Source organism: Tamlana crocina, from assembly GCA_040429635.1.
Classification (GTDB): Bacteria; Bacteroidota; Bacteroidia; order Flavobacteriales; family Flavobacteriaceae; genus Flavisericum; species Flavisericum crocinum.
In genome coordinates this window covers 3334632-3356058 of record CP158972.1, presented here as the reverse complement: position 1 = coordinate 3356058, position 21427 = coordinate 3334632, and the positions used below count along the sequence as shown (strand labels likewise).

The 21427-nt window shown below is 34.2% G+C and carries 10 protein-coding genes; all 10 read left to right on the top strand.

The genetic code is table 11. The features are described from left to right. The first annotated feature begins 299 nt into the window (after nt 1-299). The 10 genes from ABI125_14665 to ABI125_14620 all read left to right on the top strand — a co-directional run bounded on the left by ABI125_14665 (nt 300) and on the right by ABI125_14620 (nt 21419). Complete coding sequence (locus ABI125_14665) at nt 300-4334, top strand: two-component regulator propeller domain-containing protein (protein XCF05947.1); 4035 nt, start codon at nt 300-302, stop codon at nt 4332-4334. Between the two features lie 115 nt (nt 4335-4449). Next, nucleotides 4450-5769: an L-fucose:H+ symporter permease gene (gene fucP / locus ABI125_14660; GenBank protein ID XCF05946.1), complete on the top strand. Its 1320-nt coding sequence runs from the start codon at nt 4450-4452 to the stop codon at nt 5767-5769. A gap of 401 nt (nt 5770-6170) precedes the next feature. Continuing rightward, nucleotides 6171-7541, top strand: coding sequence for a sugar porter family MFS transporter (locus ABI125_14655; GenBank protein XCF05945.1), 1371 nt, complete (start codon nt 6171-6173; stop codon nt 7539-7541). 1008 nt (nt 7542-8549) lie between these two features. Next, a complete protein-coding gene (locus tag ABI125_14650; protein XCF05944.1) occupies nt 8550-11792 on the top strand; it encodes a TonB-dependent receptor in 3243 nt (1080 codons plus the stop codon). A gap of 9 nt (nt 11793-11801) precedes the next feature. After that, nucleotides 11802-13715, top strand: a complete 1914-nt coding sequence (locus tag ABI125_14645) for a RagB/SusD family nutrient uptake outer membrane protein (protein ID XCF05943.1) — start codon at nt 11802-11804, stop codon at nt 13713-13715. Nucleotides 13716-13745: 30 nt separating this feature from the next. Then, entirely contained in the window at nt 13746-14933 is a 1188-nt protein-coding gene (locus ABI125_14640; GenBank protein ID XCF05942.1) for a DUF5000 domain-containing lipoprotein, read from the top strand. Between the two features lie 28 nt (nt 14934-14961). Next, the gene (locus ABI125_14635; GenBank protein XCF05941.1) at nt 14962-16008 is read left to right on the top strand and encodes a DUF4998 domain-containing protein; all 1047 of its coding nucleotides are present in this window, start codon (nt 14962-14964) and stop codon (nt 16006-16008) included. Between the two features lie 192 nt (nt 16009-16200). Beyond that, nucleotides 16201-17175 (top strand): type I phosphomannose isomerase catalytic subunit, encoded by a 975-nt coding sequence (locus ABI125_14630; protein XCF05940.1) that lies wholly within the window; start codon nt 16201-16203, stop codon nt 17173-17175. 10 nt (nt 17176-17185) lie between these two features. Beyond that, nucleotides 17186-19519, top strand: coding sequence for a GH92 family glycosyl hydrolase (locus ABI125_14625; GenBank protein XCF05939.1), 2334 nt, complete (start codon nt 17186-17188; stop codon nt 19517-19519). A 25-nt stretch (nt 19520-19544) separates the two neighbouring features. Further along, on the top strand, nt 19545-21419 hold the full coding sequence (locus tag ABI125_14620) for a hypothetical protein (GenBank protein XCF05938.1): 1875 nt from the start codon (nt 19545-19547) through the stop codon (nt 21417-21419). The last annotated feature ends 8 nt before the right edge of the window (nt 21420-21427 follow it).

Below are 21427 nucleotides of genomic sequence, written 5' to 3'. Positions count from 1 at the left end.
TAGAAGTAATTTTAAGTGTAGTTTTGTGAATTACGGGTTAAGGGGATTAAGGTAGAGCTATTAAAACGTGGCTATCATGCTTGTTGGTTTAGAATAACCAAGGTCAAGAGTAAATCTAATTGTTTGTTTTTTACTTTTTTGAAAACCCCAAATCAAGATGATTGGTATAAATTTAGAATGGAATAAAAAAAGTGCGGACTTCGTTTAACTTACAAAAAGTATTTAAAAAGAGTACCAAGCGTTAATTTTATTAATTTAAGCAACAGTAAAGTTAAAATAAATCAATTACAGTAGTTATCATGTTCAAAACTAAATTCTTATACACTATAATTTTATTGTTTTGTTTTAAAGGTATTGGTCAAGAGCTATATTTTGAGCATTATAACGAAACAAAGGGTTTGTCTCATAATTCTGTTAGAAGTATTGTTCAAGACGATAAAGGTTTTTTATGGTTAGGTACATTTGGAGGTGTAAGCCGTTTTGATGGATACGATTTTAAAGTGTTTTCGGCTAAGAATGAAACATCCAATTATCTCAATAGTAATGATATTTTACAAATAATGCCAGATGAAAAATCTAATCTATGGATAGCAACAGATAATGGATTAACAAAATATCACTTGCCTACATCTAGTTTTAAAACCTTTCATTCAAACCATCAGGATAAACATGCTTTAGTTGAAGATAGGTTAAGGTCTATATTTATTGATAAAACCCAAAGGGTTTGGGTGGGAACATTAAACAAAGGCTTGTGCTACCTAGATAATAATACTAATAAATTTTATAAAGTAGATTTAGGAAAACTTGATAATATTAGGGGTATAACACAAACACATGACGGTAGAATATGGGTAACCAGTTTTAATAATGGAGTGTATAGTTTTTTTATAGATGAAACAGGAAAAGTAAGCGATTTACAAAATTATGAACTACACCCGAGTAGAGCTACAAACAAAAACGCTAATGCTTATTTTATTTTTGAAGATAAGGCTTATAATGTATACGTAGGAACGCGTGAGGGTTTGTTTAAACTGGATAAGATTGACAATAACTTTAAAGTTATTGGTACTAACCCGATGAGTAGTTATTTTAGGTGTTATACTAAAGCCCCAGATGGAGGCTATTGGTTTGGTACATCTAACGGAATTATTGAGTGCACCTCAATGGAAGCTTTTGTAAAAGGTGAATATAAACAACACACAACAGATTTAAACAACCCTAATTCCCTTGTAAATAATTACATTATATCCTTGTATTTCGATAATTTGGGTGTGCTTTGGGTTGGTACAGAAAATGGATTGGAAAGTTTAAACCCCTTTGAAAATCAATTTAAATCTTTGGGTTTAAATTTTACGGGAAACAATCAAATACCAGTTATAAGTTCTTTTGCTAAAACGTACGATCATAATTTACTTATAGGAACCCACGCTCAAGGTTTGTTCTTAAAGAAAAATAATACTTTTATTAAAGTTCTTAAAAATTATAATGAGATAGGTAGTATATATACAGATGATAATATAATTTTTTACATCGGGCTATGGGATGGTGGCGTTGTAGAATACAATTATAAAAACAATCAACAAAAAAAACTAAATGTAGGTTTTATTAATTCGCCAGTGTTTGCCTTTTATAAAACATCAAACAATGAACTGTTAGTGGGCTCACAAGGTGAAGGACTTGTAAAGTTTAATTTAAAAACAGAAGAAAAGGTTTTTGTAAAAAAAAATAACCCAAAATTTAAAGACATTAACAAAATAGTATATTCTAAATCTCAAAACTTATTTTGGATAGCTACCGAAGAAGGGGTTTTTAAGTACAATATGCTATCCAATAGTTTAGAGCAATATATAAACCAAAATAACAATGAAGGCTTATCTAACAATAAAGTAAAAGATTTGTTTTTTGATAGGCACGGAAAACTTTGGGCAGGAACAAGAGAAGGTTTAAACTATTACAATTCACAAACCAATAAATTTGTACATCTAGATCAACCCAAAACATTGGCTGATGAATGGGTTACCGATATAACAGAAGATAGTTTAGGTATAATATGGCTAAATTTAAATTACAACAAAATAGGCAAATACAACCCCGAAAATAATGATTATAAAACATTTTACGTTAACAACGGTATGCGTTCAAACTTATGGAATAAACGCGGTTTTTTACATTTTAACAGTGATAAAATTTATGTAGGGGGCAACAAAGAAATAATATTATTTAACCCTTTAGATATAAAAGAAAACAAAAAAGCGCCTATCCCGGTAATATCTGAGTTTAAAGTTAGCAATAATGAAGTTAAACCAGGGGAAAAGCTTGAAAATGTGCTAATTTTAAATGAAGATATTAATTACTCAAAACAAATACAATTAGGGTACGGAACTAGAAATTTTACAGTTAAGTTTTCTTTGCCATCTTATGTCAGTCAAAGGCAAAATACGTTTTATTATAAGCTAGATGGTTTAGATAAAGAATGGAATAAAACAACCAGCGGATCGCGCTCTATACAGTATGCCAATTTACCTTCGGGCGAGTATAGTTTAAAGCTAAAAGCAACCAACAATAATGGTTACGAAAGTGAGATATCGAGTTACGCGATCAAAGTTTTACCTCCTTTTTGGCTTACACCAATCTTTTTTATTATGGTTTTGGGGCTTATTTCAATAGGAGCATATTTTTTACATAACCAATTAAAAAATCGCAGACGCTTAAAACAAGAGTTGCTTCTTGAAAAAGTGAAGCGTGAGCGTGATGAAAAACTAAATAACGAAAAACTTCGCTTTTTCACTAATATATCACATGAGCTTAGAACACCGCTAACACTTATTTTGGGGCCTGCAAAGCAGTTAATTAATAATCAAAATGATGATTATATTCTTAGTAGGGCAAATTTAGTATACCAAAACGCCAATCGTTTGCTGAGGTTGGTTAATCAAATTTTAGATTTTAGAAGAGCAGAAACTGGTGAGTTAAAATTAAAAGTAGCTAAAACAAATATAAGTGAACATGTTAAAAGTGTATTTAATTCTTTTAAAGAATTAGCTCTAGAAAAAAACATCAGTTTAAGTCTAAACATTGAAAGCGAAGGCGCTTTTATATGTTGGATTGATGTTGATAAGTTTAGTAAAATATTATTCAATTTGCTTTCCAATGCTATAAAATTTACTGAAAGAAACGGAAATGTAGATTTGTTTCTTGGCCTAAAGGATAGCGAAGCAAAAAAAATGATTCTTGAAGTAAGTGATAATGGAATTGGAATTCCAGAAGAAAGTCACGAAAAAATATTTAACAGGTTTTACCAAGCTAGAACCACTGTAGAGAATACCGGTACAGGAATAGGTTTGTCTTTAGTAAAAGCACTAGTAGAAATCCATAAAGGAGAAATTAAGGTTAATAGTTCCATTGGTAAGGGTAGTGTGTTTACTGTAGAATTACCTGTAAATAAAAACGCCTACAATAACGATGAGCTCTTTAAGGCTGTCCAAACCAAATCAGTAGATTCTTTACCAAAAGAGAGCCATGTCACTAACCAGCTAGAAATCGTACAATCTAGCGGTAACTCAAATCTGTTACCACAAACCAAAGTAAAACAAAAAATACTTTTAATAGAAGATAATACCGAACTAAGAGATTATGTGGCACAGTACTTATCCAGCTTCTACAAGGTTGTAGAGGCTAAAAATGGACAAGAGGGCCTTGAAATATGCAAGAAAGAAAAGCCTGTTTTATGTGTTGTAGATGTTATGATGCCTATTATGGACGGGTTTGAATTTGTTGAAATACTAAAATCAGATGACGATATCAGCCATATTGGTGTAATACTTTTAACGGCATTAGCAGAAAATGAAAATAGAATAAAAGGATACTCTATAGGTGTAGATGGTTACCTCACAAAACCTTTTGATCCCGCACTGTTAAAAACCCGTATTGATAATATAATAAAATTACATTTTGACTTAAAGCAGCGTTTTTCAGGTGAAGTAGAAGGTGATATATTAACCTTAGCACACTCGCAATTAGACATAGATTTAGTTTCCAAAATAAAGGGAATAATAGAAAACAACATTAGTTCTTCCAAACTATCACCAAATTTTATAGCAGAAGAAGTAGGCATGAGTACTTCAAAACTTTATAGAAAAATTAAGCAACTTACCGATTTAACGCCTTACGAGTTTATTAGAACGATTCAGTTAAAAAAATCTGCACAACTATTAAAAACCAAACGCTACAATGTTTCTGAAGTTTCAGATATGATAGGTTTTAATGATCCATTCTATTTCAGCAAGGTATTTAAAAAACAGTTTGGATATAGTCCAAGCAAACTTTTAAAATAGTTATACAGTATTTGTCGTATGGGGTCAATATTTACATGTTTTTGAATAGATTTTACTGTTAAATCTCATAAAAACATAGGATTTTGCAAACAAAAATTTCTAAACTAAATTAAATATGAAATCAAAAATTCCTGTGGTGCCATCTAAAATGTTGCTGCCGTTTATATTAGTAACTTCGCTTTTTGCCCTTTGGGGCTTTGCTAATGCAGTAACCGATCCTATGGTACAAGCATTTAAAAAAGTTTTAGAGCTTTCAAACTCGCAAGCTGCTTGGGTTCAAATGGCGTTTTACGGCGGTTATTTTTGCATGGCATTGCCAGCATCAATATTTATGCGCAAGTATTCTTATAAAACCGGTATCTTAATTGGTTTGGGACTGTATGCTGTTGGAGCACTTTTGTTTTATCCGGCCGCGACCACCGAGAAGTTTTGGTTTTTCTGTCTTGGTTTGTATATTTTAACGTTTGGATTGGCTTTTTTAGAAACAGCGGCAAATCCGTATGCTTTGGCAATGGGGCCAAAAGAAACAGCCACACAGCGTTTAAATTTGGCTCAAGCATTTAACCCTGTTGGCTTAATTTTGGGCCTGTTTGTAGCACAACAATTTGTGCTGAAAAATTTACAGTCTGATGATATTGAAAACTTCTCATCACTCGATGAGGCTTCGAAACTATTAATTAAAACTTCAGATTTACTGGTGATTAGAAACCCTTACGTTATTTTGGGATTAGTTCTTGTGGGTGTATTCGTGTTGTTTTTGGTTAGCAAAATGCCACAATCTAAAGAAGAAGGACATTTGCCAAGCATAAAGGAAACATTTAAGAATTTAGCTGAAAATAAAAAATACATCCTTGGGGTTTTAGCACAAATTTTATATGTAGGAGCGCAAATTATGTGTTGGACATACATATACCAATATGCCGAAGGTATTGGTGTAGATAGCGTTACAGCTGGCTACTATCAAATGGTAGCGTTCGTATTATTTACCGTAGGTAGAGCGGTAGGCACGTACATGTTAAGATTTATTGGCTCCGGTAAATTATTAATGCTTTTTGCGTTATTAGCCATAGTATTTGTGTCTGGAACCATTGTTTTAAATGGCCTTTTAGGCCTTTATGCACTTGTTGGGGTATCTTTTTGCATGTCTTTAATGTTTCCAACTATATATGGTATAGCTTTAGGAGGTTTAACCGAAGAACAATCTAAGGTTGGATCTGCTGGTTTAGTTATGGCCATTGTGGGAGGTGCCTTAATGCCTAAATTGCAGGGTAGTATTATAGATTTTGGTGGGTCGGGAGTATCCGATATTAAAATTTTAGGAGTATCTGAAATTAATTTTTCTTTCATCCTCCCTATGTTATGCTTTATATACATTATGTGGTACGGCTTTTTAGTTGGCAATCGTGAAAAAACACAAAAGATTCATTCGAGTTAATAGGCCAAACTAACCTATTTTGATACTAATACTAATCAATTAAAAAGTCTGAAAGTGAATTATGAAGAACGGATTGAAAGTTATTAAGGTTTAATCGGGTCAAATAACTAATGATAAATTATAATAGTTTATTAAAAAAAGAACGAATCTGTTAATGAGATATTAAGTGACAAATTAGTTTTGTAAATAAAATATATACCATATATTTGAATGTATAGACATATGGTCATTTAAATTATTTGCCTGATTAAAGGTGTTTTTATTATTTGAAAACAAATAATAATGATTCCATAATATCATTATTTAATAAAAAATATAAAACTAAATTTTACTCAGGCATGAGTACTAATTAATCAAACAACTACTTGCTAAATAAAGACTAAAATAACTTAATTATAAAAATGAAAAGCACAAACACTTCAGTTCAAAAAATAAACAAGCGTTATATATATATAGTAACCATTACAGCTGCTTTAGGCGGTTTATTGTTTGGTTACGATACGGCAGTTATTGCTGGAGCTATTGGTTTTTTGCAGACTAAGTTTCAGTTATCAGCAGCCATGACTGGTTGGGCGGCATCGAGTGCTATTTGGGGCTGTGTTTTTGGAGCAATGGTTGCGGGCTATGTGAGTGATAGATACGGAAGAAAGAAAGTCTTATTAATTACCGCAATACTTTTTTCTATTTCTGCAATAGGCTCTGCAATTCCAAACACGTTAACACAATTTGTAATAGCCAGATTTATAGGTGGTGTTGGTGTTGGGGCAGCATCAATGTTGTCACCTTTATATATTTCAGAAATTGCACCAGCTAAAAAAAGAGGTATGTTGGTAACATTATACCAGCTAGCTATAGTTTTAGGAATTAATGTCGTGTATTTTATAAACTTAAAAATAGCAGGCTCAAGCACTGAGGCTTGGAACGTTGAAATGGGATGGCGTTATATGCTAGGTTCTGAGGTAATACCAGCGGCACTTTTTTTCTTTATGTTGTTGTTTGTGCCAGAAAGCCCAAGGTGGTTAGCTTCAAAGGGAAGAACCAGTGAGGCCGCAAAAGTTTTAAATAAAGTAAACGGACAAATAGAAGGCGAAAAAGTTTTAAATCAAATAAAGGAAACACTGAAATTTGAAAAAGGTACCTTTAAAGAGTTATTGTCCAGTAGTTTGAGACCTGCATTAATTTTAGGATTGGTTTTGGCACTGTTTTCACAGATTACGGGAATTAATGCTATAATTTACTATGCCCCTGAAATTTTTAAAAATATTGGGTTTAATACAGATTCAGCGTTGTTTCAAACTGTAATTATTGGTGCCGTGAATACCTTGTTTACCTTTGTGGCTATACTATTTATAGATAAAATTGGACGAAGAAAATTATTGATTTGGGGGCTAATAGGAATGATAGCATCACTGTTTGGCGTGGGCTGTGTATTCTATTTCAATCAGAGTTCTAGTGTTTTTACCTTAATTTTTATTTTAGGTTTTATAGCGAGTTTCGCTTCTTCCTTGGGGCCTATTCCTTGGGTTATTATATCTGAGATTTTTCCAACTAAAACGCGAGGAATAGCCATGTCTTGTGCTACGCTAATGGTTTGGTTGGGTGTAGTAGGTATCACGCAGTTTACACCAGTTATGCTAGAACATTTAGGAGGTGCATTTACGTTTTGGGTGTTTATGCTAAACGCTATATTCTTATTGGGTTTTATTTATAAAAAACTACCAGAAACGAGCGGAAAAACACTTGAGGATATTGAAGAAAGCTGGAAGAAATAGTAATTAATAGTTTTATTGAAATTTTATACAAAAGCTGTTTTAGGACAATTCAAGGACTTGTCTTAAAATAGTTTTTTTTCTTTTGTTTAGAGCGAATAGATTCACATGTTATAGCCTGCCAATGGTTGCGGACTTCTTTTTTTTAAAGCTTTTATTCTTAGTATTAATCTGTCAAAATTTTTATATATACTTGATATGTTCAGACATTCATACAATATATTAGTTAAGGTTTAGCGCGAACCGTAAATTGATAAAAAGTCCATTTGTCTTCAAAAAAAAGAATTTAACCAAATAACTAATTATTATGAAATGTAAATTTTCACTTTTAGGCAGGAACATTTCAAGCATTTACTATTTGCTGCTATATTTTCGGTCTTTCATTTTTCGTTTTCTTTAGCAAAAACCACTAATGCTTCAATAGGAAAGATGGGCTTGCTCTAAGTCAATTTTTAAAAGTTAATTCTGAAGCAAAAATTTAATCTTATAAAATCAATTGATACTTATTGTTAATATTGACTCATTTTCAGTGACTTTAATATCATAATCGCATTCCTATTGTACTTAGCTTTACAATGAATAAAATTTATTATTCAATTTATCTTAAGTGTTTTTCATAAACCAATCAAACCAATTAAACCAAATAACTAATTATTATGAAATGTAAATTTTTACTTTTTAGGCAGGAACATTTTCAAGCATTTACTATTTGCTGCTATATTTTCGGTCTTTCATTTTTCGTTTTCTCTTGCAAAAACCACTGATGCTTTAATAGGAAAGATGGGCTTGCTCTAAGTCAATTTTTAAAAGTTAATTCTGAAGCAAAAATTTAATCTTAAAAAAAAAATCAATTGATACTTAATGTTGATATTGATTCATTTTTAGCGACTATAATATCATAATCGCATTCCTATTGTATTTAGTTTTACAATGAATAAAATTTATTATTCAATTTATCTTAAGTGTTTTTCATAAACCAATTAAACCAATTAAACCAAATAACTAATTATTATGAAATGTAAATTTTTACTTTTTAGGCAGGAACATTTCAAGCATTTACTATTTGCTGCTATGTTTTCTGTCTTTCATTTTTCGTTTTCTCTTGCAAAAACCACTAATACTTCAATAAGGAAAGATGGACTTGCTCTAAGCAAAGGGTTGGATAAAATTAGCCAAAATTTTATTCAGGAGAGTGTATCTGGAGTTGTAACAGATGAAAAGGGAGTGCCACTGCCCGGAGTTACCGTTATGGAGGCGGGAACTAAAAACGGAACTGTTACCAATTTTGATGGAGAGTACAGTTTAAGTGTAACCAACCAAAACAGTGTGTTAGTATTTTCTTATGTGGGTTATACTACCAAAAAAATAACGGTAGGCGATAAGGAGAAATTGAATGTGCAATTGATGCCAAATCAAGATGAATTAGATGAGGTTACAATTGTAGCTTTTGCCAAACAGAAAAAATCGAGTGTTATTGGTTCTATTTCAACGGTTCAGCCAAGTGAATTAAAAATACCATCAAGTAATTTAACAACAGCGTTGGCAGGAAGAATCCCTGGAGTTATCTCGTACCAAAGAAGCGGGGAACCAGGGCAAGATAACGCGTCCTTTTTTATAAGAGGAGTCACAAGTTTTGGGTATAAGGTAGATCCGTTAATTTTAATTGATGGTGTTGAATCTTCAACAACAGAATTGGCACAGTTGTCGCCCGATGATATTAGTTCATTTTCAATTATGAAAGATGCAACAGCAACATCATTATACGGAGCAAGAGGTGCTAATGGTGTTATATTGATTTCGACTAAAGAAGGAAAAGAAGGTAAGGCAAAAGTATTTGTGCGCTACGAAACCTCGTTTTCAAGCAACACAAAGCAGTTAAAATTGGCCGATCCTATAACATACATGCAGCTAGAAAATGAAGCAGTACTAACACGAAACCCTATTGGGTTTTTACCATACTCGCAAAATAAAATAGACAATACCAAAGCGGGCTTAAACGAATATATATATCCAGCAAATAACTGGATGGATCAACTGTTAAAAGATTTTACCGTAAACAATAGGCTAAATTTAAATGTTAGTGGTGGAGGTAAAGTGGCAAGGTATTATATAGCTGGGGTATTTAATAAAGATAATGGAATTTTAAAGGTTGATGATCGAAATAACTTTAATAGCAATATTAATCTTAAAAATTATCAACTTCGTTCGAATATCAATATAGACCTAACAGAAACCACCGAGGCCGTAGTTAGGCTAGCAGGTTCTTTTGATGATTATACGGGGCCAATTGATGGAGGTGGAAGAATGTTTTCAAAAATTCTTGGTTCTAATCCGGTCATGTTTCCAGCCTATTACCCATCCGAGGCTAAGCCTTATTCTAGGCACATCTTATTTGGTAATAGCAGTAATGCCTCTAGTGGTAACGAACCTAGTTTTATTAACCCTTATGCAGATATGGTTAAAGGGTACAAAGATTACACCAGATCTAATATGTCTGCGCAGTTCGAGTTAAAGCAAGATTTGTCGTTTTTTATCCCAGGTTTGTCAGCAAGAATGCTGTTTAATACAGAACGCTATTCGTTTTTTGATGTTTCTAGATTTTATAACCCGCATTTTTATTCGGCTTTTGGCTATGATAAATCTAATGATTCCTATAAATTGAATTTACTCAATGAGCTATCAGCAACAGATTATTTAAATTATAACGAAGGCCAAAGGCAAATAAATTCAGCGACGTACACAGAAGTCGCAATTAATTATCAAAATACATTTTCTGAAAAACACGAAGTTACTGGTATGCTGGTGGGGACAAGAAGAAACCAATTGTTCGCAAATCAAGGTACTTTACAGAAATCATTACCATATAGAAACCAAGGCATTTCAGGCAGGGTAACTTATGGGTACGACTCTCGGTACATGACAGAATTTAATTTTGGTTACAATGGTTCGGAGCGTTTTCATAAATCACATCGATATGGGTTTTTCCCATCGGCAGGTTTAGGTTGGTTTGTTTCTAACGAGTCATTTTGGGAAGGCATAAAATCTGTGGTGCCGAAATTTAAATTGAGAGCAACTTATGGTTTGGTAGGTAACGATGCCATAGGTAGTGCAGAAGACCGGTTTTTTTATCTTTCAGAGGTTGACTTAAATGCGGGAGGCAGAGCCGCATGGTTTGGAACTAATTTTCAGTACGCTAGACCCGGTGTTAATGTAAACCGTTATTCTAATGAGGACATTAGCTGGGAAACTGCAAAAAAAATGAACCTTGGGTTGGAAGTTAATTTATTTAACAGTTTAGAGATACAAGCAGATTATTTTACCGAAAACAGAAGTAACATATTGATGGATAGGGCCTTTATTCCTGCAACCATGGGGTTGTCTGCACCTATTAGAGCGAATGTAGGTAAGGCAAAGTCAAACGGTTTTGAAATTTCTTTCGACTATAATAAATCGTTCACCAATGGCTTTTGGTTACAAAGTAGAACCAATTTCACCTATGCCCATAGTGAGTTTCTTTTCTTTGAAGAACCCCAATATTCTGAAGAAAACAGTCATTTGTTTCATAAAGGACAGTCATTGTCACAACAATGGGGGCTTGTGGCAGAGCGTTTATTTATAGATGAGTTTGATGTAGATAATTCACCCAAACAAAATTTTGGAGAATATGCTGCTGGAGATATAAAGTATAGAGATGTAAATGGAGATGGAGAGATAACCAATTTGGATAGGGTTCCAATAGGTCACCCTACGGTGCCTGAAATTATATACGGAGGCGGATTATCTCTAGGTTATAAAAATTTCGATTTTTCATTCTTTTTGCAAGGTTCTGCTCGGTCTTCCTTCTGGATAGATCCAGTAAGAACAGCCCCCTTTGTTGCAAATCCCGATTTAGGGGCTGGATCGCAAAATGCGCTTTTACAAGTTTATGCAGATAATCACTGGTCGGAATCAAATAGAGATTCATATGCGCTTTGGCCAAGGCTGAGTAGTACTTTAAATACTAATAACACTCAAAGAAGTACTTGGTTTATGAGAAACGGAGCATTTTTAAGACTTAAGTCCGTAGAGTTAGGTTTCAGTTTGCCCGATGCCGTTATCAAAAATCTACATTTATCGAATGCACGTTTATACTTTAGTGGTATAAACTTATTGAGTATTAGTGGTTTCGATTTATGGGATATAGAGATGGGGGGCAATGGTTTAGGTTATCCTATCCAGCGTGTTATTAATTTTGGAATGACCTTTAATTTTTAAACAAGAAACATGAGAGATATTAAAAAAATAAGAATACTAGTTATTTTAACCTTTTTGGGAATAATTAGTTCATGTAGTGATTATTTGGACGTTGTTCCAGATAATGTTGCTACCATCGATAACGCTTTTGTTGATAAAACTCAAGCAGAAAAGTACCTGTTTACCTGTTATTCTTTTTTACCCCGATTTGATGACCCTGAGGGGAACCCAGAGTTTTACGCAGGAGACGAATATTGGATTTTTTGGCCAATTCCCGATGGCTATGCGACTTCTTTAGACCCTTACCAAATTGCTCGCGGATTACAAAATAGAGTAAGTCCCCTAATGAATTTTTGGGAAGGCGGAGGAAGGGTGCCTCCATTATGGCAAGGGATTAGATCCTGTAACATCTTTTTAGAGAATATTGATAAAGTAACGGATCTAGAACCTTTTCTTAAAAATAGGTGGATTGCTGAAGTTAAATTTCTTAAAGCTTATTACCATTGGTATTTATTGAAAGCCTACGGGCCAATTCCTATTGTAGACGAAAACCTGCCTATATCTGCCAACTCAGATCAGGTCAGAATAGAAAGGCAACCGGTTGATGACGTGGTAGATTATATTGTAGAATTAATAGACTCAGTAACTCAAGAAGAAGTTAATGGAGGTCTGCCCAATAGAATAGATAATAAAACTTCAGAGCTCGGTAGAATTACAAAGCCAATAGCTCTAGCAATAAAGGCACGTGTTTTAGTTACAGCAGCAAGCCCTTTGTTTAACGGCAACACAGATTTCGATAATTTTTTAGGCAATGATGGAACACCTTTGTTCAATACTAACTTTGAAATTGAAAAATGGAACAGGGCTTTAAAGGCTTGTGAAGAAGCAGTTGTAGCCTGCGAAGCAGCAGGAATAAGTTTGTACGAGTTTAATGAAAACGCTCAAGGTGCTACAGATAGGATAAAGACAGAAATGAGCATTAGAAATGCAGTTTGCGAAAGATGGAACTCTGAACTTATTTGGGGTAACGTTGGCTCTGATGTGCCTTCATGGGCAGTCCAGTTAACAGCTAGCCCCAATTTAGATCCTAATATTACAAGTTTAAATTTAAAGGCACATTTTGCGCCTACTTTACGCATTGCAGAAATGTTTTATACTGAAAACGGAGTGCCTATTGACGAAGATAAAACATGGAGCTATCAAGACCGATATAATTTGCGTACCGTTGAAGCAAGCGATGAAGGTATGCAGGAGGGGTACAAAACGGTCGGTTTGCATTTTAACAGAGAACCACGATTTTATGCAAACTTAGGCTTTGATGGTGCTACCTGGTTTATGCGCAATAATACTTGGGATTTAAAGACCAAAATTGGTCAGCATGCAGGAAAAAAACAGAGTGTTTTGTATTCCATAACCGGTTACTATGCTAAAAAACTAGTTAACTGGAACATGGTAATTTCTCAAGGAGGCGGGGTAAGTTTAGAGTTTTACCCTTGGCCCGTAATGCGTTTAGCAGATTTGTATTTATTGTACGCTGAAGCTTTAAATGAAACAGGTAATAATGCTTTGGCTTTAGAATATATTAATAAAGTGCGAGAAAGAGCTGGTTTGGAGACTGTACAAACCTCATGGAGTACTTATTCTAATAATCCCGGAAAATACACTACACAAGATGGGTTAAGAGAAATAATACAGCAAGAACGTTTAATAGAATTAGCGCTTGAGGGCAAACGCTTCTGGGATTTAAAGCGTTGGAAAAAATCTGCTTCTAGATTAAATACCCCAATTTACGGATGGGATATTGGCCAAGAGGAGTATGAAACTTATAACAGAAGAACGTTGCTATTCGATCAAAAATTTAATGCGCCACGAGACTATTTTTGGCCATTATCAGATAATGTGCTCACAATTAACCCTAATTTGGTACAAAACCCAGGGTGGTAAATTATTCTAAAAGATATAAAACTTGATACAATGGAAAAATATAAAATTTATCTAGTACCAATAGCTGCTCTTGCTATGTTTGTACTAGGATGTACAACAGATTTGTTGCAACCAACAGAAAATGATGGCACGCCACCGGGGCCTGTTTCTGAAGTCCAGATTGAAAACTTATCGGGAAGTGTTAAACTAAGTTATACACTTCCAAACGATCCAGATGTGTTTTACGCCAAGGCCGTTTACACAACAGAAAGAAATGTTGTTAGAGAGGTTAAAGCCTCATACTACACAAATGAAATGACATTAACTGGATTCGGAAAAAATAAACCTTATGAGGTGAGTATTTATGCTGTAGATCGGGGTGAAAATGCTTCAAAGCCAATAACCGTAACAGTAAACCCCGAAAAAGCTCCGTACCAAAATGTTGGTGAAAGTTTAAATATTGGACCAGATTTTGGCGGCCTTTTTGTTGATTTTGAAAACCCAACTGAAGATAACCTTGCCATAGTTGTTTTAGCTAATGATTCCTTAGGTAACTTTATACCTTATAATACATACTACACTCAAAAAATTGAAGGTAGATTTTCAACTAGAGGATTCGAATCAGAAGAAGCCGATTTTGGAGTTTATGTACGCGACCGTTGGGGGAATATTTCAGATACCACGATAGTTCGGTTGACTCCATATTTTGAAACGGAAATTGATAAAAGTGAAATTACTGCTTTAACATTGCCTAATGATGCTATTTTGGGTTACGGTGGTAATATACCAGCTCTGTTCAACGATGATATTACAGAAGGAGGCGGATTTTATTCTAGTGGAGACCAAGCAAGGATGCCCCAATGGTTTTCTTTTGATCTAGGAAAAAAAGTGAAATTAAGTAGGTTGGCTTGGTGGATGAGGGCTGATGGTACGCGTTGGCTTTATAGCTTGCATAATCCTAGAAACGTTGAAATTTATGGGTCTAATGATCCTGCTCCTGATGGAAGTTGGGATTCTTGGGATTTATTAATTGAATATGAGCAAATAAAACCATCAGGTTTGCCTAATGGACAATTGTCTAACGATGACCTTGCAGCAGCCCAAGAAGGGGAAACAATTGTGTTTCCTCTAGATACAGAGGGGTATAGGTATATTAGATTTAAAACACTACGTAATTGGTCAAACGGAACGTACGTTAATTTTAATGAGATATCCCTATGGGGACAACCAATAGACTAACTATACGTTCACTATAAATATTAAAAAAATGAAAACTATAAAATATATAAGCATTATATGCTTAATTCTAGGGCTGGTGGTTTTAGCTTCCTGCACGCCCATAGATGAATTTAAGAAGTATAAAGAAGGTGGAGATATAGTATATCCCGCCAAGGTAGACTCTGTAATAGTTTACCCTGGGAAAAATAGAATAGAGCTGGCAATGGTATTAGGTAGCGATCCCACGGTTAATAAGATTAAGGCCTTCTGGAAAAACAGACAAGATTCTACAGAGGTAATGTTTTCTAGAACCAAGGCCAATGATACTATAGATTTATTGATAGAAAATTTGCAAGAAGGCGTATATAACTTTCAGATTTATACATTTGATACATTTGGAAACCAATCTGTAGTTAAGAATGTTTCAGGAACGGTTTTTGGCGATACGTTTCAAAACTCTATTTTTAATAGACAAATTGAGTCTGCCACTTGCGGTATTATAAATTGGTTGCCTCCTGTGTCATCAATGGTTGGGGTAGAAGTCAATTATACAAATGATTTAGATGAAGAACAAACAATTGTGGTTACCAACGAAGACCAATCAACAACTTTGGAAGGGATAAAAGAAGGAACACCATTTAAGTATAGAACTCTTCATGTTCCAGATATTAAATCAATAGATACGTTTAATACCGCATTTAAAACGGAAACCATAAAAACTATTGAATTAAATACAGGTGAGTACGAGGTTATTTCAGAACATAATACGCCCCATGGGTGGATGCCTAATAAAGGTCATAAACGCGAGGTTACTAAATTAAGTGACTATCAATATTCATATATATTATCAACAGATGCAGGAAATGCTGTTCCAATGATTATTAATGTAGATCCCGTAACGCAAAAGACTTCTGTAGATTTACAAGAAATAGGAAATTTTGGAGCACCGTGGTACATGACCGCAGAGAGTATTGAAAGTGACGATAACTTTATTTCTTACTGCGATGGTATTATTAGTGTAAGACTACATATTGATAACCTTGATAGAAGTAATCTTTGGGGAGATTTTACGGTAGCTGTCAAATTACAGAACTAGGTATTCCGTCTCTATAAATAGTTTTTAAGCCTCTTTGTGTTTTGAAAATTAACAACTTGTGTTTTTGTTAAAAAAAAGCATAAAGGAGCTTTTTACATTAAAATGCATAGAAATTCTAGGTCAATAAAGTGAAAATTATGTTGATTTGGCACAACTAAATAACATTATAAAAATAATATTACACATAAAACAATGAAATTATACCCATTAAAGTTCACCCCACTTTATAAATACAGAATATGGGGTGGTGAAAAATTAAAGACAGTTTTACATAAAAACTATTCAGAAGAAAATATAGGTGAATCTTGGGAAATTTCTGGTGTAGAAAACGACGAAACTTTAGTGGCTCAAGGTTCACTAAAAAACAAAACACTAAAAGAATTAATAGCAGATTATAAACAAGATTTAGTAGGGGAAGAAGTGTACAATAAATTTGGAAACACTTTTCCTCTACTAATTAAATTTATTGATGCAAAAACACCATTGTCCATTCAAGTACATCCTAGTAATGAGGTGGCTAAAAAACGCCATAATTCTTTTGGTAAAAACGAAATGTGGTATGTTATGCAAGCCGATGATAATGCAGAGTTAATTGTTGGTTTTGATAAACAAATAACGCAAAGTGAATATAAAACACACCTGGACAATAACACCATTTTGGAGGTTATGCACCATGAAACTGTAAAAGCAGGTGATACGTTTTATATTCCAACAGGGCGTGTGCATGCCATAGGTGCAGGTGTTTTATTGGCTGAAATACAACAAACCTCTGATGTAACTTACAGGATTTACGATTACGATAGAGTTGATGCCAAAACCGGTAGTAAACGCGAACTGCACAATGAGCTGGCTATAGATGTTATAGATTACCAAGTGCATAACAGCTATAAAACAAACTATAGTTTAGAAGAAAACACATCAAACACCTTAGTGCATTCCCCTTACTTTAAAACCAATATTATAAATTTAAATCAAGAGGTAAAAAAAGATTATTCTGCAATAGACTCATTTGTAATTTATATCTGTGTACAGGGCGAGGCTACTGTAACCAATAATGGCGAAAATTATCAGTTAAAACAGGGAGAAACATTATTAATTCCTGCAAGTTTAAATCAACTGCAATTAAAAGCTACAAAAGCTAAACTTTTAGAGGTTTATTATCAATAAAACATTATTTATGAAAAAGTTATTTTATTTAATATTATCATTATTCGTTGTCTCTTGTGTTAACACAGAAGACGGGCATGGAGAAACCAACACAACAATAAAAGAAGAAAATTTAGTAGATTTTGTAAACCCCTTAATGGGAACAGATTCTTCTTTTGAATTATCAAACGGAAACACATATCCTGCCATAGCAACTCCTTGGGGCATGAATTTCTGGACGCCCATGACCTCTAAAATGGGAGATGGATGGACCTATAAGTATGACGACCATAAAATTAGAGGAATAAAACAAACACACCAACCTAGCCCTTGGATAAATGATTATGCAGCATTTTCATTAATGGCAGTAACAGGGGATTTAAAGTTTAAAGAAGACGAGCGCGCATCGTGGTTTTCACATAAAGCCGAAACCGTAAAACCACATTATTACAAGGCGTATTTAGCCGATTACGATGTTACCGCAGAAGTAACACCAACCGAACGTGCTGCACATTTTAAATTCACCTTTCCCGAAAATCAATCCTATATTTTGTTAGATGCTTTTTTTAAAGGTTCTATGGTGAAAATACTACCAAAAGAACGTAAAATAATCGGGTATTGCAGAAACAATACTGGTGGTGTTCCAGATAATTTCCATAACTATTTTGTAGCCGAATTTGATAAAGATTTTGAATTAACCCATACATGGGGCGATAATTGGACCTTAGCAGAAAACAGTACCGAAAATGAGGGAGAACATGTTGGAGCAATAATAGGTTTTAAAACTAAAAAAGGCGAAGAAGTACACGTAAAAGTAGCCTCTTCTTTTATAAGCCCAGAGCAAGCACAACTTAACCTAAATAGAGAAATAGGAGATGACAATTTTAAAACCACTTTAACAAAGGCAAAAACTTCATGGGAGAAAGAATTAGGTAGAATAGTGATTGAAGATGATAAGATTGATAATTTAAGAACCTTTTATTCTTGCCTGTACCGTGTATTGTTATTTCCAAGACAATTTCACGAAATAGATAAAAACAATGCTATTGTACATTATAGCCCGTACAACGGAGAGGTTCTACCAGGATATATGTTTACCGATAATGGCTTTTGGGATACGTTTAGAGCCGTATTTCCATTTTTCAACATGATGTATCCAGAGTTAAATTCAAAAATTATGGAAGGGTTGGCCAACACGTATAAAGAATCGGGGTGGTTGCCAGAGTGGGCTAGCCCAGGGCATAGAGATTGTATGATAGGCTCTAACTCAGCACCCATTATAGCCGATGCCTTTTTAAAAGGAGTCGATATAAAAAATCAAGATATTCTTCTTGAAGCTATGTTAAAAAACGCAACGACTTCTAAGGGAAGGCCGCTATCAAAAGGAGGGAATACTCTAAAATCGGTTGGGAGAGAAGGTGTAGAATATTACAATAAATTAGGTTATGTGCCTTACAATGTCGGTATCAACGAAAATGCCGCAAGAACATTAGAGTACGCCTATGCCGACTTTACCATAGCCCAAATGGCTGATAAATTAGGAAAGAAAGATGTTGCAGAGCGTTTCTATAAGCAATCTTTAAACTATAAAAATCTATTCGACCCTGAAACCAAATGGATGCGCGGTAAAAATGAAGATGGTACATTTCAAAGCCCTTTCAATCCGCTTAAATGGGGCGATGCCTTTACAGAAGGCAATAGCATTCACTATACATGGTCTGTTTTTCACGATGTAAATGGACTAATGGAATTAATGGGCGGTAAAAATGCTTTTGAAAGTAAATTGGATGAAGTGTTTGAAATGCCTCCAGTTTTTGACCATTCATACTACGGCTTTACCATACACGAAATTCGTGAAATGCAAATCATGAACATGGGTAATTACGCGCATGGTAATCAACCTATTCAGCACATGATATATTTATACAATTACGCTAATGCATCTTATAAAGCGCAAGAAAAAATAAGAAAAGTATTAACTAAATTATATACGCCAACACCAGATGGGTATTGTGGCGATGAAGATAACGGTCAAACTTCCGCTTGGTATGTATTTAGTTCGTTAGGATTTTATCCGGTAACACCGGGCGTAGACCAATATGTTATTGGTAGCCCATTATTTAAAAAGGCAACCATTCATTTAGAAAATGGAAACACTTTCGAAATTTCAGCACCACAAAACAGTAAGGAAAATGTGTACATACAATCTGCAACTTTAAATGGTAAGGATTACAATAAATCGTATTTAGATTATAATGATGTGATGGCCGGCGGAACCTTAAATTTTGAAATGAGCGCCACTCCCAATAAAAATTGGGCAAGTACCGAAGATGCCGTTCCTTTTTCATTAAGCCTTAAGAACTAAAAAGTTGATGATTAAAATCTTAAAAGTGAAAACAATAGTAACAGTATTGGTTTTAACGTTATTAACTAATGCATGCATCAACAACTCAAAAAAAGAGCGCGATAGTGCAGAGGCCAATAAAGCCTATACTAACGAGTACGATTCTTTTAAAGACGTAGGGCAATATTGGCATCTAGCAATGCAAGTAAAGCCAAAAAAATACTGGAGTATTACAGGTTTAATACCCCAACTTCATAAAAATGAATTGGGCCATACAGAATTAACAAAAGGTATGCAGTACCATTTGTTATGCCAATCTATTTCTGGTTTGGTAAATAGGGCTGTAGACCAAGGGAAGAGTGATGTTGGTATATGGTTGCATGATCATAGCGAAAAAGAAGCTTATAAGGTAGCCAAACAAGGGCTTGCAAAAATGGGTGTTCAAGAGCACGCTCAAACAACAGCCATAGAACTTGTTAGCGAAACATATGCTGACGTTGATGGAGTAAAAGTGCAAGTTAAAGATTTATTCAATGGTTATGTATTAACAGATGTTGAAAATAACCCAGAAAGTAATACGGTAGCCACGGTGGCTTCGCATCTGCATAATGCCATCATAGTAGATGTTAGAGATAAGGACTATTTTGATTCGTTAGGTTATAAAATGATGTACGATGCTTCGAAAAAAACCACTCAAGATGCATGGAACGAGTTCAAAGATAAGTGCAATAATAATGCTTTGGTAGTTATGCCGCTTCAAACTGGAGAACAAAGAGAGTTCGCTATCAAAAACAATTTATTTGTAATTAATTTAAACAAAAAATATAACGATGCTTCTGCAGGACAAAACACGGCATTATTTGATGAGGTATTGCAGTGGTTAAAACCTGGTTCACCCATTTACGGATGGGAACATGGCGTAGGCGAAGATTTGTTTGTAAATAAAGTATCAGAAACCGGAAATATCATGGTTCCTGCAGACTGGATGTACAATTTAAACTTAACATCTTTACTCTACAAAAATCGTCAAAGTGGACAGGCAAAAGTATTAGACCCAAAGTCAATAGATTTTTCTGAAAAAGGTAAAAAATATGTATCCTATCATTTATCTGATGGCGACAACGTGCAATGGATGATGAATGGATTTGCAAACGAATACTATTTTAACCATACCGCAGCTGATACTATGAAAATTGCCTTTGGCCTTCCTGTAGATAATTTATCAATGATGGCTCCAGATGTTATGCAGTTACTGTTCGATAAACAAGGCAAAAATACTTCAATAGTACAAACTTTTGGCGGAGGATATAATTACGCCGATCTTTATGGAATAAAAGGCAACAGAGCAGAAAGTTTAAAGCAAATTGCTAAGGCCACAGCTGCACATATGCGCCAACACCGCATTAAAGTTTTGTCGTTAATGGCAAAAGATGTAGGTTCAGAAGAAGCCAAAGAAGCATACAGAGCCTATATAAAAGCCAATAATCAATTAGAAGGTATATTGGCGGTACAGTATTCACCGTATGCTGGTGGTAAAGGCGACATTTATTGGGAAACCAATAGTGATGGGTATGATATTCCAATAATAACAGTTAAGTATTCATTGTGGAATTTTGGTGATAAAAACAATGAACGCGAAGGTACGCCAACATACATAGCCAATAAGTTAAATTCAGAGTCTGATAGTAACCCTTTTAGTGTTTTATCCATTCATGCGTGGAGTAGATTTTCAGACACAGGTAATTCAAAAGACGAAGTGGCTGAAAACGTTTTAGGCCCAATAATAGGCCCAGGAATAGCAAAATTAAACGCTAGTAAATTAAGTGAAAACTATAAAGTAGTAAATGTAGAAGAATTGATTTGGAGGGTAAGAATGTATTATAGACAAAAGCAAACTATTAAAAGATTAGATTTATTCTAAAATAATTA

Bases quoted from the DNA above. Each gene is read 5' to 3' on its own strand.
- ABI125_14650 (XCF05944.1), top strand. From the start codon at position 8,550: ATGAAATGTAAATTTTTACTTTTTAGGCAGGAACATTTCAAGCATTTA.
- ABI125_14635 (XCF05941.1), top strand. From the start codon at position 14,962: ATGAAAACTATAAAATATATAAGCATTATATGCTTAATTCTAGGGCTG.
- ABI125_14625 (XCF05939.1), top strand. From the start codon at position 17,186: ATGAAAAAGTTATTTTATTTAATATTATCATTATTCGTTGTCTCTTGT.
- ABI125_14665 (XCF05947.1), top strand. From the start codon at position 300: ATGTTCAAAACTAAATTCTTATACACTATAATTTTATTGTTTTGTTTT.
- ABI125_14655 (XCF05945.1), top strand. From the start codon at position 6,171: ATGAAAAGCACAAACACTTCAGTTCAAAAAATAAACAAGCGTTATATA.
- fucP (XCF05946.1), top strand. From the start codon at position 4,450: ATGAAATCAAAAATTCCTGTGGTGCCATCTAAAATGTTGCTGCCGTTT.
- ABI125_14630 (XCF05940.1), top strand. From the start codon at position 16,201: ATGAAATTATACCCATTAAAGTTCACCCCACTTTATAAATACAGAATA.
- ABI125_14645 (XCF05943.1), top strand. From the start codon at position 11,802: ATGAGAGATATTAAAAAAATAAGAATACTAGTTATTTTAACCTTTTTG.
- ABI125_14640 (XCF05942.1), top strand. From the start codon at position 13,746: ATGGAAAAATATAAAATTTATCTAGTACCAATAGCTGCTCTTGCTATG.